The organism is Mycolicibacterium mageritense (assembly GCF_010727475.1).
GTDB lineage: Bacteria > Actinomycetota > Actinomycetes > Mycobacteriales > Mycobacteriaceae > Mycobacterium > Mycobacterium mageritense.
Map to the genome: position 1 here is coordinate 338,725 of NZ_AP022567.1, position 17,969 is coordinate 356,693.

The following is a 17,969-nucleotide window of genomic DNA, read 5'->3' on the forward strand; positions in this document are numbered from 1 at the left end:
AACAATCGGCTCGTCCCACAAAGTTGTCCAATTTGCCTCAAAAAGGACACGTAGTGGACAAAGCATCCGGGATTAGGACAAATGTACTGCGACCGACGGCTATTGACACCAACCGGACATCTGTCGTACCAATGAGACATGACAGCTCATGTGTCTCAGCACACGCCCGTGCAGTTCGAACCCGCCACGGCCGACACGTGGGCGGCCCCATGGCCGATGTATGCCGCACTACGCGATCACGATCCGGTGCACCACGTGGTGCCCGACGGTCACCCCGAACTGGACTACTACGTGCTGTCGCGGCACGCCGACATCTGGGCCGCGGCGCGCGACCACGAGACGTTCTCGTCAGCTCAGGGCCTGACCGTGAACTACGGCGAACTTGAGATGATCGGCCTGGCCGACAATCCGCCGTTCGTCATGCAGGATCCGCCCGTGCACACGCAGTTCCGCAAACTCGTGTCGCGCGGCTTCACGCCGCGGCAGGTCGAGGCCGTCGAACCCAAGGTCCGCGAGTTCGTCGTGACCCGGTTGGAGGAGATGCGCGCCGCGGGCGGCGGCGACATCGTCGTCGAGCTGTTCAAACCACTGCCGTCGATGGTCGTCGCGCACTACCTCGGAGTGCCCGACGAAGACCGGGCTCAGTTCGACGGCTGGACCGAGGCGATCGTAGCGGCCAACACCGCCGAGGGCGGGATCACCGCCGCGATGGGCACCGCGGGCGAGGCCGTGGCGTCGATGATGGCGTACTTCTCCGAACTGATCGAGCGCCGCCGCCGCGAACCCGGCGACGATACGATCTCGCATCTGGTGACCGCGGGCGTCGGTGACGACGGCGACCTCAGCGGCGTGCTGTCGATCCTGGCGTTCACGTTCACCATGGTGACCGGCGGCAACGACACCACGACCGGAATGCTCGGCGGCGCAGTGCAATTGCTGCAGCAGCGCCCCGACCAACGCCGGCTGCTCATCGAGGATCCGGCGTTGATCGCCGACTCGATCGACGAGTTCCTGCGACTGACCTCCCCGGTGCAGGGCCTGGCCCGCACCACCACCCGCGACACCGTCGTCGGCGACACGACCATCCCCGCCGGCCGCAAAACCCTGCTGCTCTACGGGTCGGGCAACCGTGACGAGCGCGAGTTCGGTGCCGACGCAGCGGAACTCGACATTCGGCGCAAGCCCCGCAACATCCTGACGTTCAGCCACGGTGCGCACTTCTGCCTGGGAGCCGCAGCCGCACGGATGCAATCGCGGGTAGCGTTGACCGAACTACTCTCGCGCTATCCGGAATTCGAGGTCGATGTGGACGCTGTGGTCTGGGCCGGTGGCAGCTATGTGCGGCGGCCGCTTTCGGTGCCCTTTACGGCCGGTACCTGATGGCACGCGACTGGCTCGGGGCCCGGCGCACCGAGGTGGCCGCCGACCGGATTCTCGACGCCGCCGACGAGCTGTTCACGCGGCAGGATGCCGCGACTGTCGGCATGCACGAAATCGCCTCGGCGGCAGGGTGTTCCCGCGCGACGCTGTACCGGTACTTCGAGAATCGCGAAGCGCTCTACACCGCCTACGTGCATCGCGAAGCACGGCGGCTATATGACGAGCTGACCTTGCAGGTCGGCGACGTGACCGATCCGACGGAAAGATTGATCGAGGGTGTGCTCACCGGGTTGCGCGCGGTGCGGGAGAGCCCGGCGCTGTCGTCCTGGTTCGCGACCGCGTCTCCTCCGATCGGCGGCGAGATGGCCGAACACTCCGAGGTGATCCGGGCGCTCGTCGAGGGTTTTGTGCGGTCGTTGGGCGACGGGCCGGCCGACGCCGACGTGGGCCGGCAAGCCCGGTGGCTCGTGCGCGTGATGGTGTCGATGCTCGTCTTCCCCGGTACCGACGAAGCCGACGAACGCGCGATGCTGGCCGAGTTCGTGGCACCGTTGGTGGTCAGGACGCCGCAGCGCGCCGACTAGGTGTCACGCCCGCATGACGACGACGCGATCGTCGGCATCGCCACCAGAGCAATCGTGTGGCGCCACAACCTGATCGAACGACACCGAACGGCGCACCCGGCTGTGCAGACGTCCCGCGGCGACCTTGAACAGCAGATCGGCGAGCTTGTGGCCGCTCGGCCTGACCACCGTCGGCACGTAATCGGCGACCGACAGCGGGGGCAGCGCGTCGCCGACCGAGGTGAACGTCCCGCCCGGCCGGACCACCCCGGCCGCGACGGCGAGGTCACCCGCCACATGCAGAGCGGCGTCGGAGTATCCGCCCAGTGCGTTGCGCACGCGCTTGATCGTGTTCGTCGCGCTCGCGTCTTCGCTGATGACGAAGTCGGCGCCGCGCTCCCAGGCAAGCCTGGCGTATCTGGGCGGCGTGACCACCGCGACTACGGCACCGCGCGCCTTGGCCAGCTCGAGTGCGAACCCGCCCGTGCCGGTCACCGGGCCGTGAATCACGAGGATCTCCAGACCACCGACCGCGAGCGCGTCGAGTGCGTCCAGCGCAGTGATCCCGGCCAAGCCCACGGCGGCGACATGCGCGAGGTCGACCCCGTCCGGCACCGGCGCGAGCAGATCCGCAGGCACCGCGACCCTTTCGGCAAACGTGCCGGGTTGGCGCGCCACGGCGGGCGGCAAGACCCCGGCGACCCGCATTCCGACGTCGATGTGCAGTACGTACTCACCGACCGCCGCCACGGTGCCGACGAAGTCACGCCCCAACAGCGTGGGCTCGGGCCTGCGCCCGGAACCGGCCCACCGCCCGCCGACGGCCGCGCGGTCGAAGTCACTCACGGATGCGGCCGCGATGTCGACGACGACGGCACCGGGCCGGGCGATCGGTTCGGCGACCTCGAACAGCCGTGGCATGAAATCCGGTTCGATCACTCCGATTGCCTTCATCGCCGATCCCTCTCCCGAGCCACTACTGGCCTCATGGTGGGTTAAACACTTAAGCGAATCGAGAATTCCCGGTTCAACAATTAAGTTAATGTGAGGATGTGACCGCCGCAGATCAGCCCCGGTGGCTGGACCCGCAGGAGCAGCGGACCTGGGTGCAGCTGTCGACCATGGTGCTGAGGTTGCAACCGGTGCTGGGTGCGCAGTTGCAGCGCGAATTCGGCATCAGCCACTTCGAATACCTGATCCTGGCCCGGCTCTCGGACGCCGCCGAAGCGAAGCTGCGCATGAGCGTGCTCGCCACGCTCACCGGCAGCTCGCTACCGCGGTTGTCCCAGGCCGTCGGGCGCCTTGAGAAACGCGGTTGGGTGGCCCGGCAATCGGACCCAGACCACAGCCGCTACACGCTGGCCGTTCTCACCGACGCGGGCCGGCGCCGCCTTGAGGACATGGCACCGTCGCACATCGCGACCGTGCGCGAGTACGTGTTCGACCGCCTGACGCGTGCTCAGGCCCGCCAGCTCGGCACCATTTCACAGCGCATTCTCGACGGCCTGCCGCCAGACGACACCTGGCCGTCCTAGGGCATCGGCCAGGTCAGGCCGCCCAGTACGCCTGGGCTTTGATGGATTTGCGCGGGATGCCGTACTCCTCGCGGAAGACCTTGGCCACCGCTCGGGTGGTGCGGTTGTTGCAAGCCACCCAGCCGAAGTGGTCGGCGGCGTCGAACGCCGACGAACTGACGACGTCGACGAGTTCTTCGCGATCCACCCAGGTGATCTCGGCGTCACCCGCGACCGACAGCTCGCGGTCGTCGTCGTGCCCGGCTTCGAGGAACACCCGCGCGGGCGCGTCGCCGATCGCGTCGAGCAGTGAATTGATCGCGGGCAGCGACGCCGCGTCACCGACGATGACGTACCCCGCGGGCTGCGGCTCGGGCAGCGAGAAGTTGCTGCCCAGCACCGTCACCTCCAAGACGTCGCCGGGCTGCGCCGCACTGGCCCAGCCGGTCGCGACACCGTCGTGCATCGCGAAGTCGATGTCGACGGTGCCGGCCTCGGGATCCGGGTTGACCAGCGTGTAACCGCGCTGGTGCGCCTTGTCGCCATGCGGAAACCAGCCGCGCACCCACATGGTCGGATGTAGCCGCTGCTCGGCGAGCAGGCGCTCGGCGGTGAAATGCAGCCGCAGGTAGTTCGGGGTGATCTCGGTGCGACCGGCCACCGTCAACTCGTAGTCGCCGCCACCACACAGCTTGACGAGCGCACCTTCCAGACCGCGCGACGCCTTGTGTTCGACCATCCGAACTCGACCCCTTCCACTCTTCTTTAGGTAAGCATAACCTAAGTAGAAGTGGTCTGCATCGGCTCGGCTTGTGCACCCGCGGTAACGGTGGCCGTTACGGCAGGTGCACAAGTCACTGCGCGACGTACTGCGCGAGGTGCTGACCGGTGAGCGTCGACCGATCCGCGATCAGATCCGCCGGGGTGCCTTCGAACACCACGCGGCCGCCGTCATGCCCAGCCCCCGGACCCATGTCGATGACCCAGTCGGCGTGCGCCATGACCGCCTGGTGGTGTTCGATGACCACCACCGACTTGCCCGAGTCCACCAACCGGTCGAGCAGGCCGAGCAGTTGCTCGACGTCGGCGAGATGCAGACCGGTCGTGGGTTCGTCGAGCAGATAGACCTCGCTCTCCCCGGCCTTGCTCGCGCTCAGCGCACTGGCGAGCTTGAGCCGCTGCCGCTCACCACCGGACAGCGTGGTGAGCGGCTGCCCGAGCGTGAGATAGCCGAGCCCGACGTCCGCGAGCCGCTCCAGGATCTTGTGCGCCGCCGGGATCCGCGCATCCCCGGTACCGAAGAACTCCAGCGCCTCGGTCACCGGCATCGCGAGCACCTCGGCGATGTTGCGACCGCCGAGGGTGTATCCCAGCACCGATGCGTCGAAGCGCTTGCCTTCGCAGTCCTCACACGGGGATTCGACCGTCGCCATCACCCCGAGCTCGGTGTAGATGACGCCGGCACCGTTGCACGTCGGACACGCGCCCTCCGAATTCGAGCTGAACAGTGCCGGTTTGACACCGTTGGCCTTGGCGAACGCCTTGCGGATCGGCTCGAGCAGCCCGGTGTAGGTGGCGGGGTTGCTGCGCCGCGAACCCTTGATCGGAGACTGGTCGACCGACACCACGCCGTCCATGCCTGCCACCGAGCCGTCGATCAGCGAGCTCTTGCCCGAGCCCGCCACGCCGGTCACCACCACCAGCACGCCCAGCGGAATGTCGACGTCGACATCGACCAGGTTGTGCGTGTTCGCGCCCCGCACCTGCAGCGCGCCCGTCGGCTCCCGCACCGAATCCTTCACTGCCGCACGGTCGTCGAGATGCCGTCCGGTCAGGGTGCCGCCGGCCCGCAACCCGTCGAGATCCCCCTCGAACACCACCTCGCCGCCCGCACTGCCCGCACCGGGCCCGAGATCGACGATATGGTCGGCGATCGCAATGACCTCGGGCTTGTGCTCGACGACCAGCACGGTGTTGCCCTTGTCCCGCAACTGCACCAGCAGCTCGTTCATCCGCGCGATGTCGTGCGGATGCAATCCGATGGTGGGTTCGTCGAACACGTAGGTCACGTCGGTCAGCGACGAGCCGAGGTGACGAATCATCTTGGTGCGCTGGGCCTCTCCCCCGGACAACGTGCCCGACGGGCGATCGAGCGAAAGGTAGCCGAGGCCGATGTCCACGAAGGCGTCGAGCAGATTGCGCAGCCCCGTCAGCAGTGGCGCCACCGTCTTGTCATCGAGGTTGCGGACCCAGTCGGCCAGATCGCTGATCTGCATCGCGCACACGTCGGCGATGTTGCGACCGTCGATCTTCGAGGATCGGGCCTCGGCCGCCAGCCGCGTACCGTCACACTCGGGGCACGTGGTGAACGTGATCGCGCGGTCGACGAACGCGCCGATGTGCGGCTGCATCGACTCGCGATCCTTGGCGAGGAACGACTTCTGGATCTGCGGGATCAGGCCCGCGTAGGTCAGGTTGACGCCGTCGACCTTGATCTTGGTCGGCTCGCGGTACAGCAGGTCGTGCAGTTCCCGCTTGGTGAACTTCTTGATCGGCTTGTCCGGATCGAAATACCCACAGCCGCGGTAGATCCGGCCGTACCAGCCGTCCATGCTGTAGCCGGGAATGGTCAGCGCGCCTTCGTTGAGCGACTTGGTGTCGTCGTAGAGCGCGGTCAGGTCGAAGTCGGACACCGACCCCATGCCCTCACACCGCGGGCACATGCCGCCGAGCCGGTTGAACGTCGCCTTCTCGGCCTTGGTCTTGCCGCCCCGCTGCACGGTGATGGCGCCGCTCGCGCTCACCGACGGCACGTTGAACGAGTACGCGTTCGGTGGGCCGATGTGCGGATCGCCGATGCGACTGAACAGGATTCGCAGCATCGCGTTGGCGTCCGTGACCGTCCCGACCGTCGAGCGCGGATTGGATCCCAGGCGTTCCTGATCGACGATGATCGCGGTGGTGAGCCCGTCGAGCAGATCGACCTCGGGCCGGGCCAGGGTCGGCATGAACCCCTGCACGAACGCGCTGTAGGTCTCGTTGATCAGCCGCTGCGACTCCGCGGCGACCGTGCCGAACACGAGCGAGCTCTTGCCCGAACCCGACACTCCGGTGAACACCGTGAGCCTGCGCTTCGGCAGTTCGACCGTGACGTCCTTGAGGTTGTTGACGCGGGCGCCGTGGACCCGGATCAGGTCGTGCCGGTCGGCGGGATGGGTCGCCTGGCTCAACGCAGCTCCTGCAGCCGGATCATGTTGCCTGCGGGGTCACGAAGCGCACAGTCACGGACCCCGTACGGCTGCTCGGTCGGTTCCTGGATGATCTCGGCGTCGCCGGCCTGCAGCCGCTCGAACGTGCCGTCGAGATCCTTGGTGGCCAGCAGCAGGCTCGCGAACGTGCCCTTGGCCATCATCTCGTCGATGACGCGCCGCTCGTCATCGGTCAGCCCCGGCGTCGCCTCGGGCGGATACAGCACGATGTTCACGTCCGGCTGGTCGACGGGACCGACCGTGATCCAGTGCATTCCGTTGTAACCGACGTCCTTGCGCACCTCGAAGCCGAGCAGGTCGCGGTAGAAGCCCGTGGCGGCTTCCGGATCGTTGTGCGGAAGGAAGCTGGAGTGAATGGTGATGTCCATGTCGGTCACGGTAGTTGGGCCTAGTCGGCCCGCGCTTCTCGATTCCTGATCGGTCTGGTGACCTGTTTGGCGACGCATGACGGCATGCCGTCGCCCGGCGTCTGGAGCTTGCGGTACTCGCTGGGCGGCATGCCGACCAGTTCGGTGAACCGCGTGCTGAAGGTGCCCAGCGATGAGCAGCCGACCGCGAAACACACCTCGGTGACGCTCAAGTCGCCGCGCCGCAGCAGCGCCATCGCGCGCTCGATGCGCCGCGTCATCAAATAGCTGTACGGCGACTCGCCGTACGCCGCCCGGAACTGGCGACTCAGATGCCCCGCCGACATGTGGACGCCACGGGCCAGCGCCTCGACGTCGAGCGGTTGCGCATACTCGCGGTCGATGCGGTCCCGCACCCGGCGCAGCCGAACCAGATCCTGCAGGTTCGGGCGCGCGGTCACGAACGGACCCGCGTGAACCGGTGCAACAGCCACGCCGCGGGAATGGTGAAGACCAGCGTGAGCACGAAAAGGGTGACGATCGAACCGGTGTAGACCGGTCTGCGCATGACCTCGACCATCACCAACTCCATGATGATCAGGTGGATCAGGAAGGTCTCGTAGGAGATCTCGCCGAGGAACACCATGGGCCTGCTCCCCAGAAACCGCGTGTACCAGCCGCGGTCGCCGAGCGCAGGCGGCGCCACCAGCAACGCCGCGATCACCGCGTAGAACGCGGTCTTGAACAGCGCCTCGCCGAGCCCGGCCGGCGACGTGGTGGGCTCCCCCGCGATCGGTGTTGAGGCGATGAAATAACTCACCACCGCCAGCGGCACACACACCATCGCGTAGCCCCGCACCTTCATCTGCTGCAGAACCGTCAGCGCCATGCCCGCCACGAACCACGCCAGGTAGGTCGGCAACCACAGCCGGGCCGCGTCGGGCAGACCCGTCGTGGTGTGCACGATGTAGAGCCAGATCGGCGAAATGGCCGCCGTCGCGGCCAAACCCAGCATCAGCAGGCCCGGCCGCCACCGCCGTCGGCACAACAGCACCAGCAGCACGTAGGCCAGCAGCGGCAGCACCACGTAGAACGCGGCCTCGACGGCCAGGCTCCACATCTGCGTCAAGCCCTGGTGCAGAAACGAGAACAGGTAGTTGTCGGCGTAGATCTGCGTCAGGGTCAGGTTGCGGAACAACCCTTCCCAGGTGTGGCCGGGGTTCGGGCCCGCGGTCCGGAAGTGGTACACGAGATAGGCGATCAGCACCGTGACCACGTAGGCCGGCATGATGCGTCGCACCCGGTGCCAGGCATAGCGGCGCACCGACGGCGGCTTGTATGCGGTCGCAACCGCTGGATCTGATTCGCGGCTCGCCGCGGCTACCCACGGCCGGAACAGCAGGAAACCACTGAGCACGAAGAAGATCGGCACCCCGATCTCGGCCCGCGACAGCACCAGACCGTAGTAACCCTGCGGGTATTTGCCGGTGGTGTAGGCCGCGTGCGTCAACACCACCAGCAGCGCGGCCACGGCCCGGATACCGGTGAGCGAGGCGACCCGGTCGGTGGTGGAGACGGATTCCAGACCGCCCTGTGCGGGAGGGCCCTGAACACTTTTCGACAGAGTCACTTGGCCTTGCGGCGGGGCTTACCCGAGCCCCCCGGTCGGTCTCGGTGCTCCGGACGTTCGCGGCGCTGCGGCCGGTCCGGCTGCAAGTTGATCAGCACGCCCGAGATGCGGGTGTTCTCCAGCGCCTTGAGCGTCTTCTTGGACAGCTTCTCGGGCAGTTCGACCAGCGAATGGTCGAGCCTGATGGTGATGTGGCCGAACTCGTTGCGGTGCAGGCCGCCCTCGTTGGCGATCGCCCCGACGATGTGGCCCGGCCCGACCTTGTGCCGCTTGCCCACCGCGATGCGGTAGGTGGCCAGACCTTCGCGGGGTGCGCGGGGCGGGCGCTCACTGCGTTCACCGCGCTCCTCGCGCTCGCGGCGCTTCTCCGGCGGCGGCTCGACCATCAGGAACGCGTCGCCGTCGCGCGACTGCAACGCGAGCGCCGCCGCGATGTCGGCCATCGGCACGTCGTTGTCACGCCCGTAGTCCTCGATCAGGCGGCGGAACAGCTCGAGGCCCGGAGCGTTGAGCCCGTCGGTGATCGAGTCGCGGAACTTCGCGACGCGCTGCGCGTTGACGTCGTCCACGCTGGGCAACTCGGACTCGATGAGCCGCGACCGGGTGTGCTTCTCGATGGACTTGAGCAGGTGCCGTTCCCGCGGGGTGACGAACAGCAGCGCCACACCGGACCGGCCCGCTCGGCCGGTGCGGCCGATGCGGTGCACGTACGACTCGACGTCGTGCGGGATGTCGTAGTTGACGACGTGCGAGATGCGTTCGACGTCCAAGCCGCGCGCGGCCACATCGGTGGCGATCAGGATGTCGAGCTTGCCGTCCTTGAGCGCGGCGATGGTCCGCTCACGCTGCGCCTGCGCGATGTCGCCGTTGATGGCCGCAGCCGAGAAACCGCGCGCCTTGAGCCGTTCGGCGACCTCTTCGGTGGCCTGCTTGGTGCGGACGAACACGATCATCGCGTCGAACGGCTCGACTTCCAGCACCCTGGTCAGCGCATCGAGTTTGCGCGGACCCGCGACCTGGATGAACCGCTGCGTGATGTTCTCGGCCGTCGCCGTCTTGGCCTTGACCGTGACCTCGACCGGGTCATGCAGATATTTCGTGGTGATCTTGCGAATCGCCGGCGGCATGGTCGCCGAGAACAGCGCCACCTGCTTGTACTCGGGGGTGTCGGCCAGGATGCGTTCGACATCCTCGGCGAACCCCATCTGCAGCATCTCGTCGGCCTCGTCGAGCACCAGGTAGTCCAGGTGCGACAGGTCCAGCCGGCCCTTCTCCAGGTGGTCGATCACCCGGCCGGGCGTACCGACCACCACCTGGGCACCCCGCTTGAGCCCGGCCAGCTGCGGGCCGTACGACGAGCCGCCGTAGATCGCCAGCACATTGATCTCGGGCAGGTGCGCACCGTACCGGCCGAACGCCTCGGCGACCTGCAGGGCCAGCTCACGCGTCGGCGCGAGCACAAGGGCCTGGGTGTTCCTGCTGGTGGTGTCGATCTTGGACAGGATCGGGATCGCGAACGCCGCCGTCTTGCCCGTGCCGGTCTGGGCGAGACCCACCACATCGGAGCCCGCCAACATGGGCGGGATCGTGGCAGCCTGGATCGCCGACGGCGTCTCGTATCCGACATCGGCCACCGCCTGCAGCACCGCGGGGTGAATGTGCAGGTCGGCGAACGTGGGGTCGGTATCAACCGGATCCGGGTTGGAATCCGGGTTCGGATCCGATTCTGGCGAGGTCATCGAGTCAGCAGTCTAGTGCCAATACAGCGATATCCCTGCCAGACCGCCGCGCGCCTGCCCGGGCCCACCACCCCACCACGGTAGGTTGCCCTGTTGTGAAGCACGTCCTCGTCATCTCGGCGGCCGTGGTCACCCTCGCCGGATGTGGATCGGGCGACTCGACGGTCTCCAAGACCCCCGAGGCAACCGCGAACCCGGCCACGACGGCGGCTTCGACCGCACCCGCCCCGGTTGCCGCGCCGCCGTCGACTCCCGAACCCGACCCGTGCGCCGTCAACCTCGCCGCACCCGAGATCGCCAGAGCAGTGTCCGAGTTGCCCCGAGACCCGCGCAGCAACCAAGCCTGGAGCCCCGAGCCGATCGCGGGCAACTACAACGAATGTGCGCAACTGTCGGCCGTGATCGTGCGAGCCAACACCAACGCGCCGAACCCGAACACCAGGGCCGTCTTGTTCCACCAGGGCAAGTTCATCCCGACCGGGGTGCCCGACACGTACGGGTTCAACGGCATCGAGAAATCCACGTCGACGGGCGACACCGTGGCCCTGCAATATTCCGGGGGCTACCACGGCCTGGCCAGCGTGGTCAGGTTCCGGTGGAACGGCAACGGCGTCGAGTTGATGGGCAACACCTGACCGTTCGGGTTTCGAGAGCGGCGCCGGTGTCGGGGTGCTCGCCTACAGTGGCAGCGTGTTCGTCACAGATGACGGCATGGTCATCTACAGCGCATCGGACCTTGCCGCGGCCGCGCGCTGCGAGTACGCGCTGCTGCGCTCGTTCGACGCGCAACTGGGCCGTGGCCCGCGGGTCGCGGCGGAAGACGAATTGCTCGCGCGCACCGCACAACTCGGTGGTGAGCACGAACAGCGCCATCTCGACGAGCTGAGGGTCGACGCGTCGGTCACGGTGATCGGCAGGCCGCCCTACACCGTTGCGGGGCTCACCGCGGCCGCCGAGCAGACGTTGGCGGCCGTGCAGCGCCGGGCGCCGGTCATCTACCAGGCCGCGATGTTCGACGGCCGCTTCGCCGGGTTCGCCGATTTCCTGGTGTACGACGGTGAGCGGTACACGCTGCGCGACACCAAGCTCGCCCGGTCGGTCAAGGTCGAGGCGCTCTTGCAACTGGCCGCCTACAGCGAGACGCTCACGGCCGCCGGGGTGCCGGTGGCGCCCGAAGTCGAGCTCGTGCTGGGTGACGGCGCCACCAGCTCCTACCCGGTCGACGAGCTGCTGCCGGTGTACCGGCCGCGCCGCGCCGCGCTGCAACGGTTGCTCGACACGCACCTGGCCTCCGACCGGCCGGTCGACTGGGAGAACACCGACGTGCGCGCATGCTTCCGCTGCCCGGAATGTGCCGCGCAGGTCCGCGCCCACGACGATCTGCTGCTGGTGGCGGGCATGCGGGTCAGCCAACGTGCGCGGCTCATCGACGCGGGCATCACCACCGTCGGGCAGCTGGCCGCACATCACGGACCGGTCGACGGTGTGCACCCGCGCATCCTCACGAACCTGACGGCGCAGGCCCGCCTGCAACGCGCACCCCGCGACGACGGCAAGCCGCCCTACGAGGTGGTCGACACCCAACCGCTCATGCAGCTGCCCAACCCGGACAAGGGTGACCTGTTCTTCGACTTCGAGGGCGACCCGCTGTGGACCGCCGACGGCGTCGAATGGGGCCTGGAGTATCTGTTCGGCGTGCTCGGCACCAAGTCGGACAACGACTTTCACCCGCTCTGGGCCCATGATCGGCAGTCGGAGCGGCGAGCGCTGCGCGACTTCCTCAAGCTGGTCCAGAAGCAGCGCAAGCGGCACCCGAACATGCACGTCTACCATTACGCCGCCTACGAGAAGACCGCGTTGCTGCGGCTCGCGGGGCGCTACGGCGAAGGCGAGGACACGGTCGACGAGCTGTTGCGCAACGGCGTGCTGGTCGACCTTTATCCCTTGGTACGCAAGAGCATCCGCGTGGGTACCGAGAACTACAGCCTCAAGTCGCTCGAGCCGTTGTACATGGGCGCGCAGTTGCGCAGCGGCGACGTCACCACCGCGACCGACTCGATCACGCAGTACGCGCAGTACTGTGCGCTGCGCGCCGAAGGCCGCGACGACGACGCGGCCATCGTGCTCAAGGAGATCGAGGACTACAACCGCTACGACTGCACGTCCACCCGCAAGCTGCGGGACTGGCTCATCAACCGGGCGATCGAATCGAGCGTGCCGCCCATGGGTGCGCAACCGGTCGGCCGCAGCGCGCCCGTGGAACCCGAGGATCTGCTGGCGCGTACGCTGCGGCGCTTCGTCGGCGACGGCGCCCGGCGCCCCGAGCAGCAGGCCGTCGCCATGGTTGCAGCCGCCCGCGGTTACCACCGCCGCGAGGACAAGCCGTTCTGGTGGGGCCACTTCGACCGGCTGAATCATCCGGTCGAGGAGTGGGCCGACGGCACAGACGTTTTCGTGGCCGACGAGGCGATCGTCGAGACCGACTGGCACACTCCGCCCCGGGCTCGCAAGCCGCAACGCCGGGTTCGCCTGAGGGGCGCACTGGCGACCGGCGAGCTGAGCAGGGAGATGTACGCGCTCTACGAGCCGCCGGCACCCGACGGGCTGACCGACGACCCGGACCGGCGCGCGTTCGGTTCGGTCCAGGTGCTGGAAGCCGACGACCCATCCGCACCCACCGAGGTGCTGATCGTCGAACGGGAACCCAAGGACGGCACGGTGTTCGACCAGGTGCCGTTCGCGTTGACTCCCGGCCCGCCGATCCGCACCACGGCACTGCGCGAGTCCATCGACGCGACCGCGAACCAGCTCGCGGCCGGGCTGCCCGCACTGCCGGCGAACCCCGTCGTCGACCTGTTGCTGCGCAGGCCACCACGCACCCGCAGCGGCGCTGCGCTGCCCCAGAGCGGCGAACGCGTGCAGGACGCGATCACCGCGGCGCTGCTGGATCTGGATTCGTCGTACCTGGCCGTGCACGGCCCGCCAGGCACGGGAAAGACGTTCACATCGGCCGCGGTGATCGCCCGGCTGGTCAACGAGCACCGTTGGCGCATCGGCGTGGTCGCGCAGTCACATGCCGTGGTGGAGAACCTGTTCCGCGACGTGATCGCGGCCGGGGTGGACGCCGGCTCGGTCGCGAAGAAGCCGCACGGCGACGATCCGGTCTGGACCGAGATCGGCGAAAAGGACTATCCGATGTTCATCGCCGACCACCGCGGCTGCGTGATCGGCGGCACGGCATGGGATTTCGCCAATGGCAGCCGCGTGCCGCGGGGCGGCCTCGATCTGCTGGTGGTCGAGGAGGCCGGGCAGTACAGCCTGGCCAACACCATCGCGGTGGCGCCGGCCGCCGCCAATCTGCTGCTGCTCGGCGATCCCCAGCAGCTGCCGCAGGTGAGCGCGGGCACGCATCCCGAACCGGTGGACACGTCGGCGCTGGGCTGGCTCGTCGACGGCCGCCACACTCTTCCGGCCGAGCTGGGCTACTTCCTCGATCGCTCCTACCGCATGCATCCGGCGGTGTGCTCGGCCGTGTCGAAGCTGTCCTATGACGGGCGGCTTCGCTCGGTGGATGCGGTGACGACGGCGCGCCGGCTCGACGGTTATCCGCCCGGGGTGCGGGTGCTGCAGGTCGACCACGACGGCAATGCCACCGACAGCCCGGAAGAGGCCGACGCCATCGTCGCCGAGACCGCGCGGCTGGTCGGAATGCCGTGGACCGATGAGCGCGGCACGCGGCCGCTGGCCCCTGAGCACGTCATGGTGGTCACGCCGTACAACGCTCAGGTGGTGACGCTGCGGCAGCGGCTGGACTCGGCCGGGTTCACCGATGTGCGGGTCGGCACGGTCGACAAGTTTCAGGGCCAGCAGGCGCCGGTGGTGTTCATCTCGATGGTCGCCTCGTCAATCGACGACGTGCCACGCGGAATCTCGTTCCTGCTCAACCGAAACCGGCTCAACGTGGCCGTGAGCCGGGCGAAGTACGCGGCAGTGATCGTGCGGTCGGCACACCTGACCGAGTACCTGCCGGGCACCCCGGCCGGCCTCGTCGAGCTGGGCGCGTTCCTGGCCCTGCCGAGCTGTGATACACCGTCGGAGTGACCGAAACGTTTACCGGAACCCTCGCGGCGATCGTCGGCACCGGCTACGTGACCGCCGATCCCGACGTGCTCGCCGGCCGCTCGGTCGACCACACCGGGCGCTACCGGGGTCAGGCGAGCGCGCTCGTGCGGCCGGGCAGTGCCGAGGAGGTCGCGGCGGTGCTGCGGGCCTGCCGGGAGTCCGGTGTCTGCGTGACCGTGCAGGGCGGGCGGACGTCGTTGGTGGCGGGCACCGTCCCCGAACACAGCGATGTGCTGCTGTCCACCGAGCGGCTCACCACGATCGGCGACGTCGACACCGTGGAACGTCGGGTCAGCGTGGGCGCGGGCGTCCCCCTGGCTGCCGTACAACGTGCGGTCACGGCCGCGGGCCTGGTGTTCGGCGTCGACCTGTCCGCACGCGACTCGGCCACCGTCGGGGGCATGGCCTCAACCAACGCCGGCGGGCTGCGAACCGTGCGCTACGGCAACATGGGCGAGCAGGTGATCGGCCTCGAGGTGGCGCTGCCCGACGGGACGATCGTGCGCAGGCACAGCCGGGTGCGCCGCGACAACACCGGCTACGACCTCGCCGCGCTGTTCGTCGGCGCCGAGGGCACCCTCGGGGTGATCACCGCACTCGATCTGCGGCTACATCCGGCACCGACGCACCGGGTGACGGCGATCTGCGGTTTCGCCGATCTCGACGCCCTGGTCGAAACCGGCCGGGTATTCCGGGATCTCGACGGCATCGCGGCACTGGAGCTGGTCGACGCGAAGGCCAGCGCGCTGACCGCCGAACATCTCGGGGTGCCCGCACCTGTCGACGGCGCGTGGCAGCTGCTGATCGAGCTGGCGGGCGATACAGATCAGACCGACCGGCTGGCCGACGCCCTCGGCGACGCGCGCATGGCCGGCGAACCCGCAGTCGGGGTCGACGCCAACGCGCAGCAGCGGCTGTGGCAGGTGCGGGAGTCGGTGGCCGAGGTGCTCGGATTGTTCGGACCGCCTTTGAAATTCGACGTGTCGCTGCCGCTGTCGGCGATCCGGCAGTTCGCGGCGGATGCAGCCGCGCTCATCGCCGAGCATGCGCCACAAGCGATTCCGGTGCTGTTCGGCCACGTCGGCGAAGGCAATCTGCATCTCAACGTGCTGCGCTGCGCCCTCGGCGATGCCGAACGCGACCTGTATTCGGAGATGATGGCGCTGATCGCCCAGCACGGTGGCAACGTCAGCTCCGAGCACGGCGTCGGCACCCGCAAACGCGACTACGTCGCGATGTCACGCACCGCGGCCGACATCGCCGCGATGCGCACGGTCAAGGCCGCATTCGACCCCGATCGCTATCTCAACCGCGCTGTGCTGTTCAGCTGAGTTTTTCGCGCGAGTTCCTCCCGCGAGCAGTCGCGAAAGTACCCGTAAACGCCCATTTTTGGGTACGCGCGCGTCTGCTCGCGCAGGGAAACTCGCGCAGGGAAAATTGCGCGCCCGGAAAGCTAGTCGCCCGGGCGGGAGTGCCTGCCGTAGGACGGGTTGTCGTCGGGATCGCCGCCGTAGTGGTTGCCGTTGACCTGGCGTGGCGGCGCGAGCTTGCGGAACCGCTGTTTGTGGTCGACGTGAAAGCCGTTGTGGGCGTGCCCGATCGGCTCGTCGTCGGGTTGTGACGGCACGTCTTCCATGAGCTGGGCGAGGATGGCCTGCCACGGATCCTCGTGCGGCCGGTCGGGCTCGGAGACCGGTGCCTGGGCTGCGGTGGCCAGTGGTTCGGTGACCGGATCGGCGCGGTCCACCGCCGTGGGGGCAGGCGATGGTGGCTCGTGGTCGAGCGTGAACTCGACGTACTCGTCGTCGTCGGGATAGGCCGGCAGGAACTGGTTGTCCGACCCGATGACCCGCAGCGCTTCGGTGGGTTCGTCGGTGTCCTCGTCGTCGTCCGCGTCGACGGCGGTGACGGGCCGGGCCGTGAAGCCCCGCAGGTACAGTGCGGCGACGACGCCGAACAACGCCACGAACGCGGGCAGCAGCATGGACTGCGCCATCGCGGCCGCGAACGGCTCGTGCAGGAACTGCGGCAGCACCAGGGTCATGGTCTCGCCGTGCGGAGCCTGCACCGCCGACCCGGGCAGCTGCACGCCGATCTGCCACGTCATGAACGCCGCGATGCCCGCGCTGCCGAGCACCGAGCCCACCTGCCGGGTCGCGTTGTACACACCCGAGCCGGCACCCGCGAGTTCGCCGGCCAGGTTGCGGGTCGCGGTGGCCGCCAACGGCGACCAGATGAACGCCATGCCCACACCCATCAGGATCTGCGGCAGCACCAGCCGCCAGATCGGCGTCGTCGGGGTCATCTCGATCGACAGCCAGGTCAGGCCGATGGCCATGGCCGAGAAGCCGAAGCCGATGACGGGCATCGGGTGCGTGCGGTCCACGATCCGGCCGACCAGCGGGGCCAGCACACCGCTCGCGATCGCGGTGGGCGCGGTCAGCAGGGCCGACCGGATCGGTGACAGCCCGCACACCGATTGCGCGTAGAACATCAGCGGCAGGATCATCGCGGTGACCGCGAACCCGATCGTGGCCACCCCGAGGTTGGCCAGGCTGAAGTCGCGGTCAGCAAATATCCGCAGCGGGATCAGCGGTTCACCGGTGTTGACCGACTGCCAGTACACGAACGCCACCATCACCGCGACGCCCACGGCCATCAGGCCCCACACCCACGGCGCCCAGTGATGCGAATGACCCTCCTGCAATGCGAACACGATCAGGAACATCCCGACGCCGGAGAGCACCACGCCGATCAGGTCGAACTGGTGGGACTGCGTGGGCAGCGCGGGAACCAGCCACACCGCGAGCCCCAGACCGATGATGCCGATCGGCACGTTGACGAAGAAGATCCACTGCCAGCCGAGGCCGCCCACGAGCACGCCGCCTGCAATCGGGCCGACGAGCGTCGCGACCCCGGCCGTCGCGCCCCACACACTCATCGCGACGCCGCGGCGTTCGGCCGGGAAGATCCGCGTGATCATCGACAACGTCTGGGGCGTCAGCAATGCCGCGCCGATGCCCTGGGCGACCCTGGCCGCGATCAGCATCTCGATGCTGCCCGCCAGGCCGCACCACAGCGATCCGGCCGTGAACACCGCGAGGCCCGCAAGGTAGAGATTCTTCGGCCCGAGCACATCCCCGAGCCGCCCTGCCACCAGCAGGGGGACGGCGTAGGCCAGCAGGTAGGCGCTCGTCACCCAGATCACGCCGTCGTAGTCGGCGCCGAGCTCTTCCATGATGGTCGGATTGGCGACGGCCACGATGGTGGCGTCGAGCAGGATCATGAAGAAGCCGACCATCATGGCCCACAGGGCATGCCACGGGCTGCCGGGCCGCACACTCCCAACCCGGTTGGCGGTGCGACCCTCGAGGCGGGCACTCAGAGACTGGAACATGAGGTATC

The 17,969-nt window shown here is 68.1% G+C and carries 14 protein-coding genes; 6 read left to right on the forward strand and 8 right to left on the reverse strand.

Annotated elements, in window-relative coordinates:
• Positions 1 to 138: 138 nt before the first annotated feature.
• On the forward strand, positions 139 to 1,380 hold the full coding sequence (locus G6N67_RS01660) for a cytochrome P450 (RefSeq protein ID WP_036437505.1): 1,242 nt from the start codon (positions 139 to 141) through the stop codon (positions 1,378 to 1,380).
• Entirely contained in the window at positions 1,380 to 1,964 is a 585-nt protein-coding gene (locus G6N67_RS01665; protein ID WP_036437506.1) for a TetR/AcrR family transcriptional regulator, read from the forward strand. Before G6N67_RS01660 ends, G6N67_RS01665 begins: the two co-directional genes overlap by 1 nt.
• A 3-nt stretch (positions 1,965 to 1,967) precedes the next feature.
• Here the strand turns inward: G6N67_RS01665 and G6N67_RS01670 are convergent, their stop codons facing one another.
• Positions 1,968 to 2,897 (reverse strand): alcohol dehydrogenase catalytic domain-containing protein, encoded by a 930-nt coding sequence (locus G6N67_RS01670; protein ID WP_051579020.1) that lies wholly within the window; start codon positions 2,895 to 2,897, stop codon positions 1,968 to 1,970.
• A 98-nt stretch (positions 2,898 to 2,995) separates the two neighbouring features.
• On the opposite strand from G6N67_RS01670, the gene G6N67_RS01675 reads away from it, so the two are divergent.
• Positions 2,996 to 3,478, forward strand: a complete 483-nt coding sequence (locus tag G6N67_RS01675) for a MarR family winged helix-turn-helix transcriptional regulator (protein ID WP_036437508.1) — start codon at positions 2,996 to 2,998, stop codon at positions 3,476 to 3,478.
• Between the two features lie 13 nt (positions 3,479 to 3,491).
• Here the strand turns inward: G6N67_RS01675 and G6N67_RS01680 are convergent, their stop codons facing one another.
• The 6 genes from G6N67_RS01680 to G6N67_RS01705 form a co-directional block, all read right to left on the reverse strand.
• A complete protein-coding gene (locus G6N67_RS01680) occupies positions 3,492 to 4,196 on the reverse strand; it encodes a siderophore-interacting protein (protein ID WP_036437509.1) in 705 nt (234 codons plus the stop codon).
• Positions 4,197 to 4,311: 115 nt separating this feature from the next.
• Positions 4,312 to 6,687 carry an ATP-binding cassette domain-containing protein gene (locus tag G6N67_RS01685; RefSeq protein ID WP_036437512.1) on the reverse strand — a complete coding sequence of 792 codons (2,376 nt, stop codon included), beginning with the start codon at positions 6,685 to 6,687 and terminating at the stop codon, positions 4,312 to 4,314.
• Positions 6,684 to 7,094 (reverse strand): VOC family protein, encoded by a 411-nt coding sequence (locus G6N67_RS01690; RefSeq protein ID WP_036438552.1) that lies wholly within the window; start codon positions 7,092 to 7,094, stop codon positions 6,684 to 6,686. The genes G6N67_RS01685 and G6N67_RS01690 overlap by 4 nt, the downstream gene beginning before the upstream one ends.
• A 20-nt stretch (positions 7,095 to 7,114) precedes the next feature.
• A complete protein-coding gene (locus tag G6N67_RS01695) occupies positions 7,115 to 7,534 on the reverse strand; it encodes a helix-turn-helix transcriptional regulator (protein WP_036437514.1) in 420 nt (139 codons plus the stop codon).
• A complete protein-coding gene (locus G6N67_RS01700; RefSeq protein WP_036437515.1) occupies positions 7,531 to 8,703 on the reverse strand; it encodes an acyltransferase family protein in 1,173 nt (390 codons plus the stop codon). The genes G6N67_RS01695 and G6N67_RS01700 overlap by 4 nt, the downstream gene beginning before the upstream one ends.
• Positions 8,700 to 10,442 (reverse strand): DEAD/DEAH box helicase, encoded by a 1,743-nt coding sequence (locus G6N67_RS01705; RefSeq protein ID WP_036437517.1) that lies wholly within the window; start codon positions 10,440 to 10,442, stop codon positions 8,700 to 8,702. Before G6N67_RS01705 ends, G6N67_RS01700 begins: the two co-directional genes overlap by 4 nt.
• Before the next feature lie 95 nt (positions 10,443 to 10,537).
• On the opposite strand from G6N67_RS01705, the gene G6N67_RS01710 reads away from it, so the two are divergent.
• The 3 genes from G6N67_RS01710 to G6N67_RS01720 are packed head-to-tail and all read left to right on the forward strand — an operon-like array spanning position 10,538 to position 15,895.
• Entirely contained in the window at positions 10,538 to 11,077 is a 540-nt protein-coding gene (locus tag G6N67_RS01710) for an LppP/LprE family lipoprotein (RefSeq protein WP_036437519.1), read from the forward strand.
• A 55-nt stretch (positions 11,078 to 11,132) separates the two neighbouring features.
• The gene (locus tag G6N67_RS01715; RefSeq protein ID WP_036438554.1) at positions 11,133 to 14,543 is read left to right on the forward strand and encodes a TM0106 family RecB-like putative nuclease; all 3,411 of its coding nucleotides are present in this window, start codon (positions 11,133 to 11,135) and stop codon (positions 14,541 to 14,543) included.
• Positions 14,540 to 15,895, forward strand: a complete 1,356-nt coding sequence (locus tag G6N67_RS01720; RefSeq protein WP_036437521.1) for an FAD-binding oxidoreductase — start codon at positions 14,540 to 14,542, stop codon at positions 15,893 to 15,895. Before G6N67_RS01715 ends, G6N67_RS01720 begins: the two co-directional genes overlap by 4 nt.
• A gap of 122 nt (positions 15,896 to 16,017) precedes the next feature.
• Here G6N67_RS01720 and G6N67_RS01725 read toward each other — a convergent pair whose 3' ends face one another.
• The gene (locus G6N67_RS01725) at positions 16,018 to 17,961 is read right to left on the reverse strand and encodes an MFS transporter (RefSeq protein ID WP_036437523.1); all 1,944 of its coding nucleotides are present in this window, start codon (positions 17,959 to 17,961) and stop codon (positions 16,018 to 16,020) included.
• Positions 17,962 to 17,969: the final 8 nt, after the last annotated feature.

Coding starts and splice junctions, on each gene's coding strand:
- G6N67_RS01705 (WP_036437517.1), bottom strand. CDS start 10,442: ATGACCTCGCCAGAATCGGATCCGAACCCGGATTCCAACCCGGATCCG.
- G6N67_RS01725 (WP_036437523.1), bottom strand. CDS start 17,961: ATGTTCCAGTCTCTGAGTGCCCGCCTCGAGGGTCGCACCGCCAACCGG.
- G6N67_RS01680 (WP_036437509.1), bottom strand. CDS start 4,196: ATGGTCGAACACAAGGCGTCGCGCGGTCTGGAAGGTGCGCTCGTCAAG.
- G6N67_RS01665 (WP_036437506.1), top strand. CDS start 1,380: ATGGCACGCGACTGGCTCGGGGCCCGGCGCACCGAGGTGGCCGCCGAC.
- G6N67_RS01670 (WP_051579020.1), bottom strand. CDS start 2,897: ATGAAGGCAATCGGAGTGATCGAACCGGATTTCATGCCACGGCTGTTC.
- G6N67_RS01660 (WP_036437505.1), top strand. CDS start 139: ATGACAGCTCATGTGTCTCAGCACACGCCCGTGCAGTTCGAACCCGCC.
- G6N67_RS01690 (WP_036438552.1), bottom strand. CDS start 7,094: ATGGACATCACCATTCACTCCAGCTTCCTTCCGCACAACGATCCGGAA.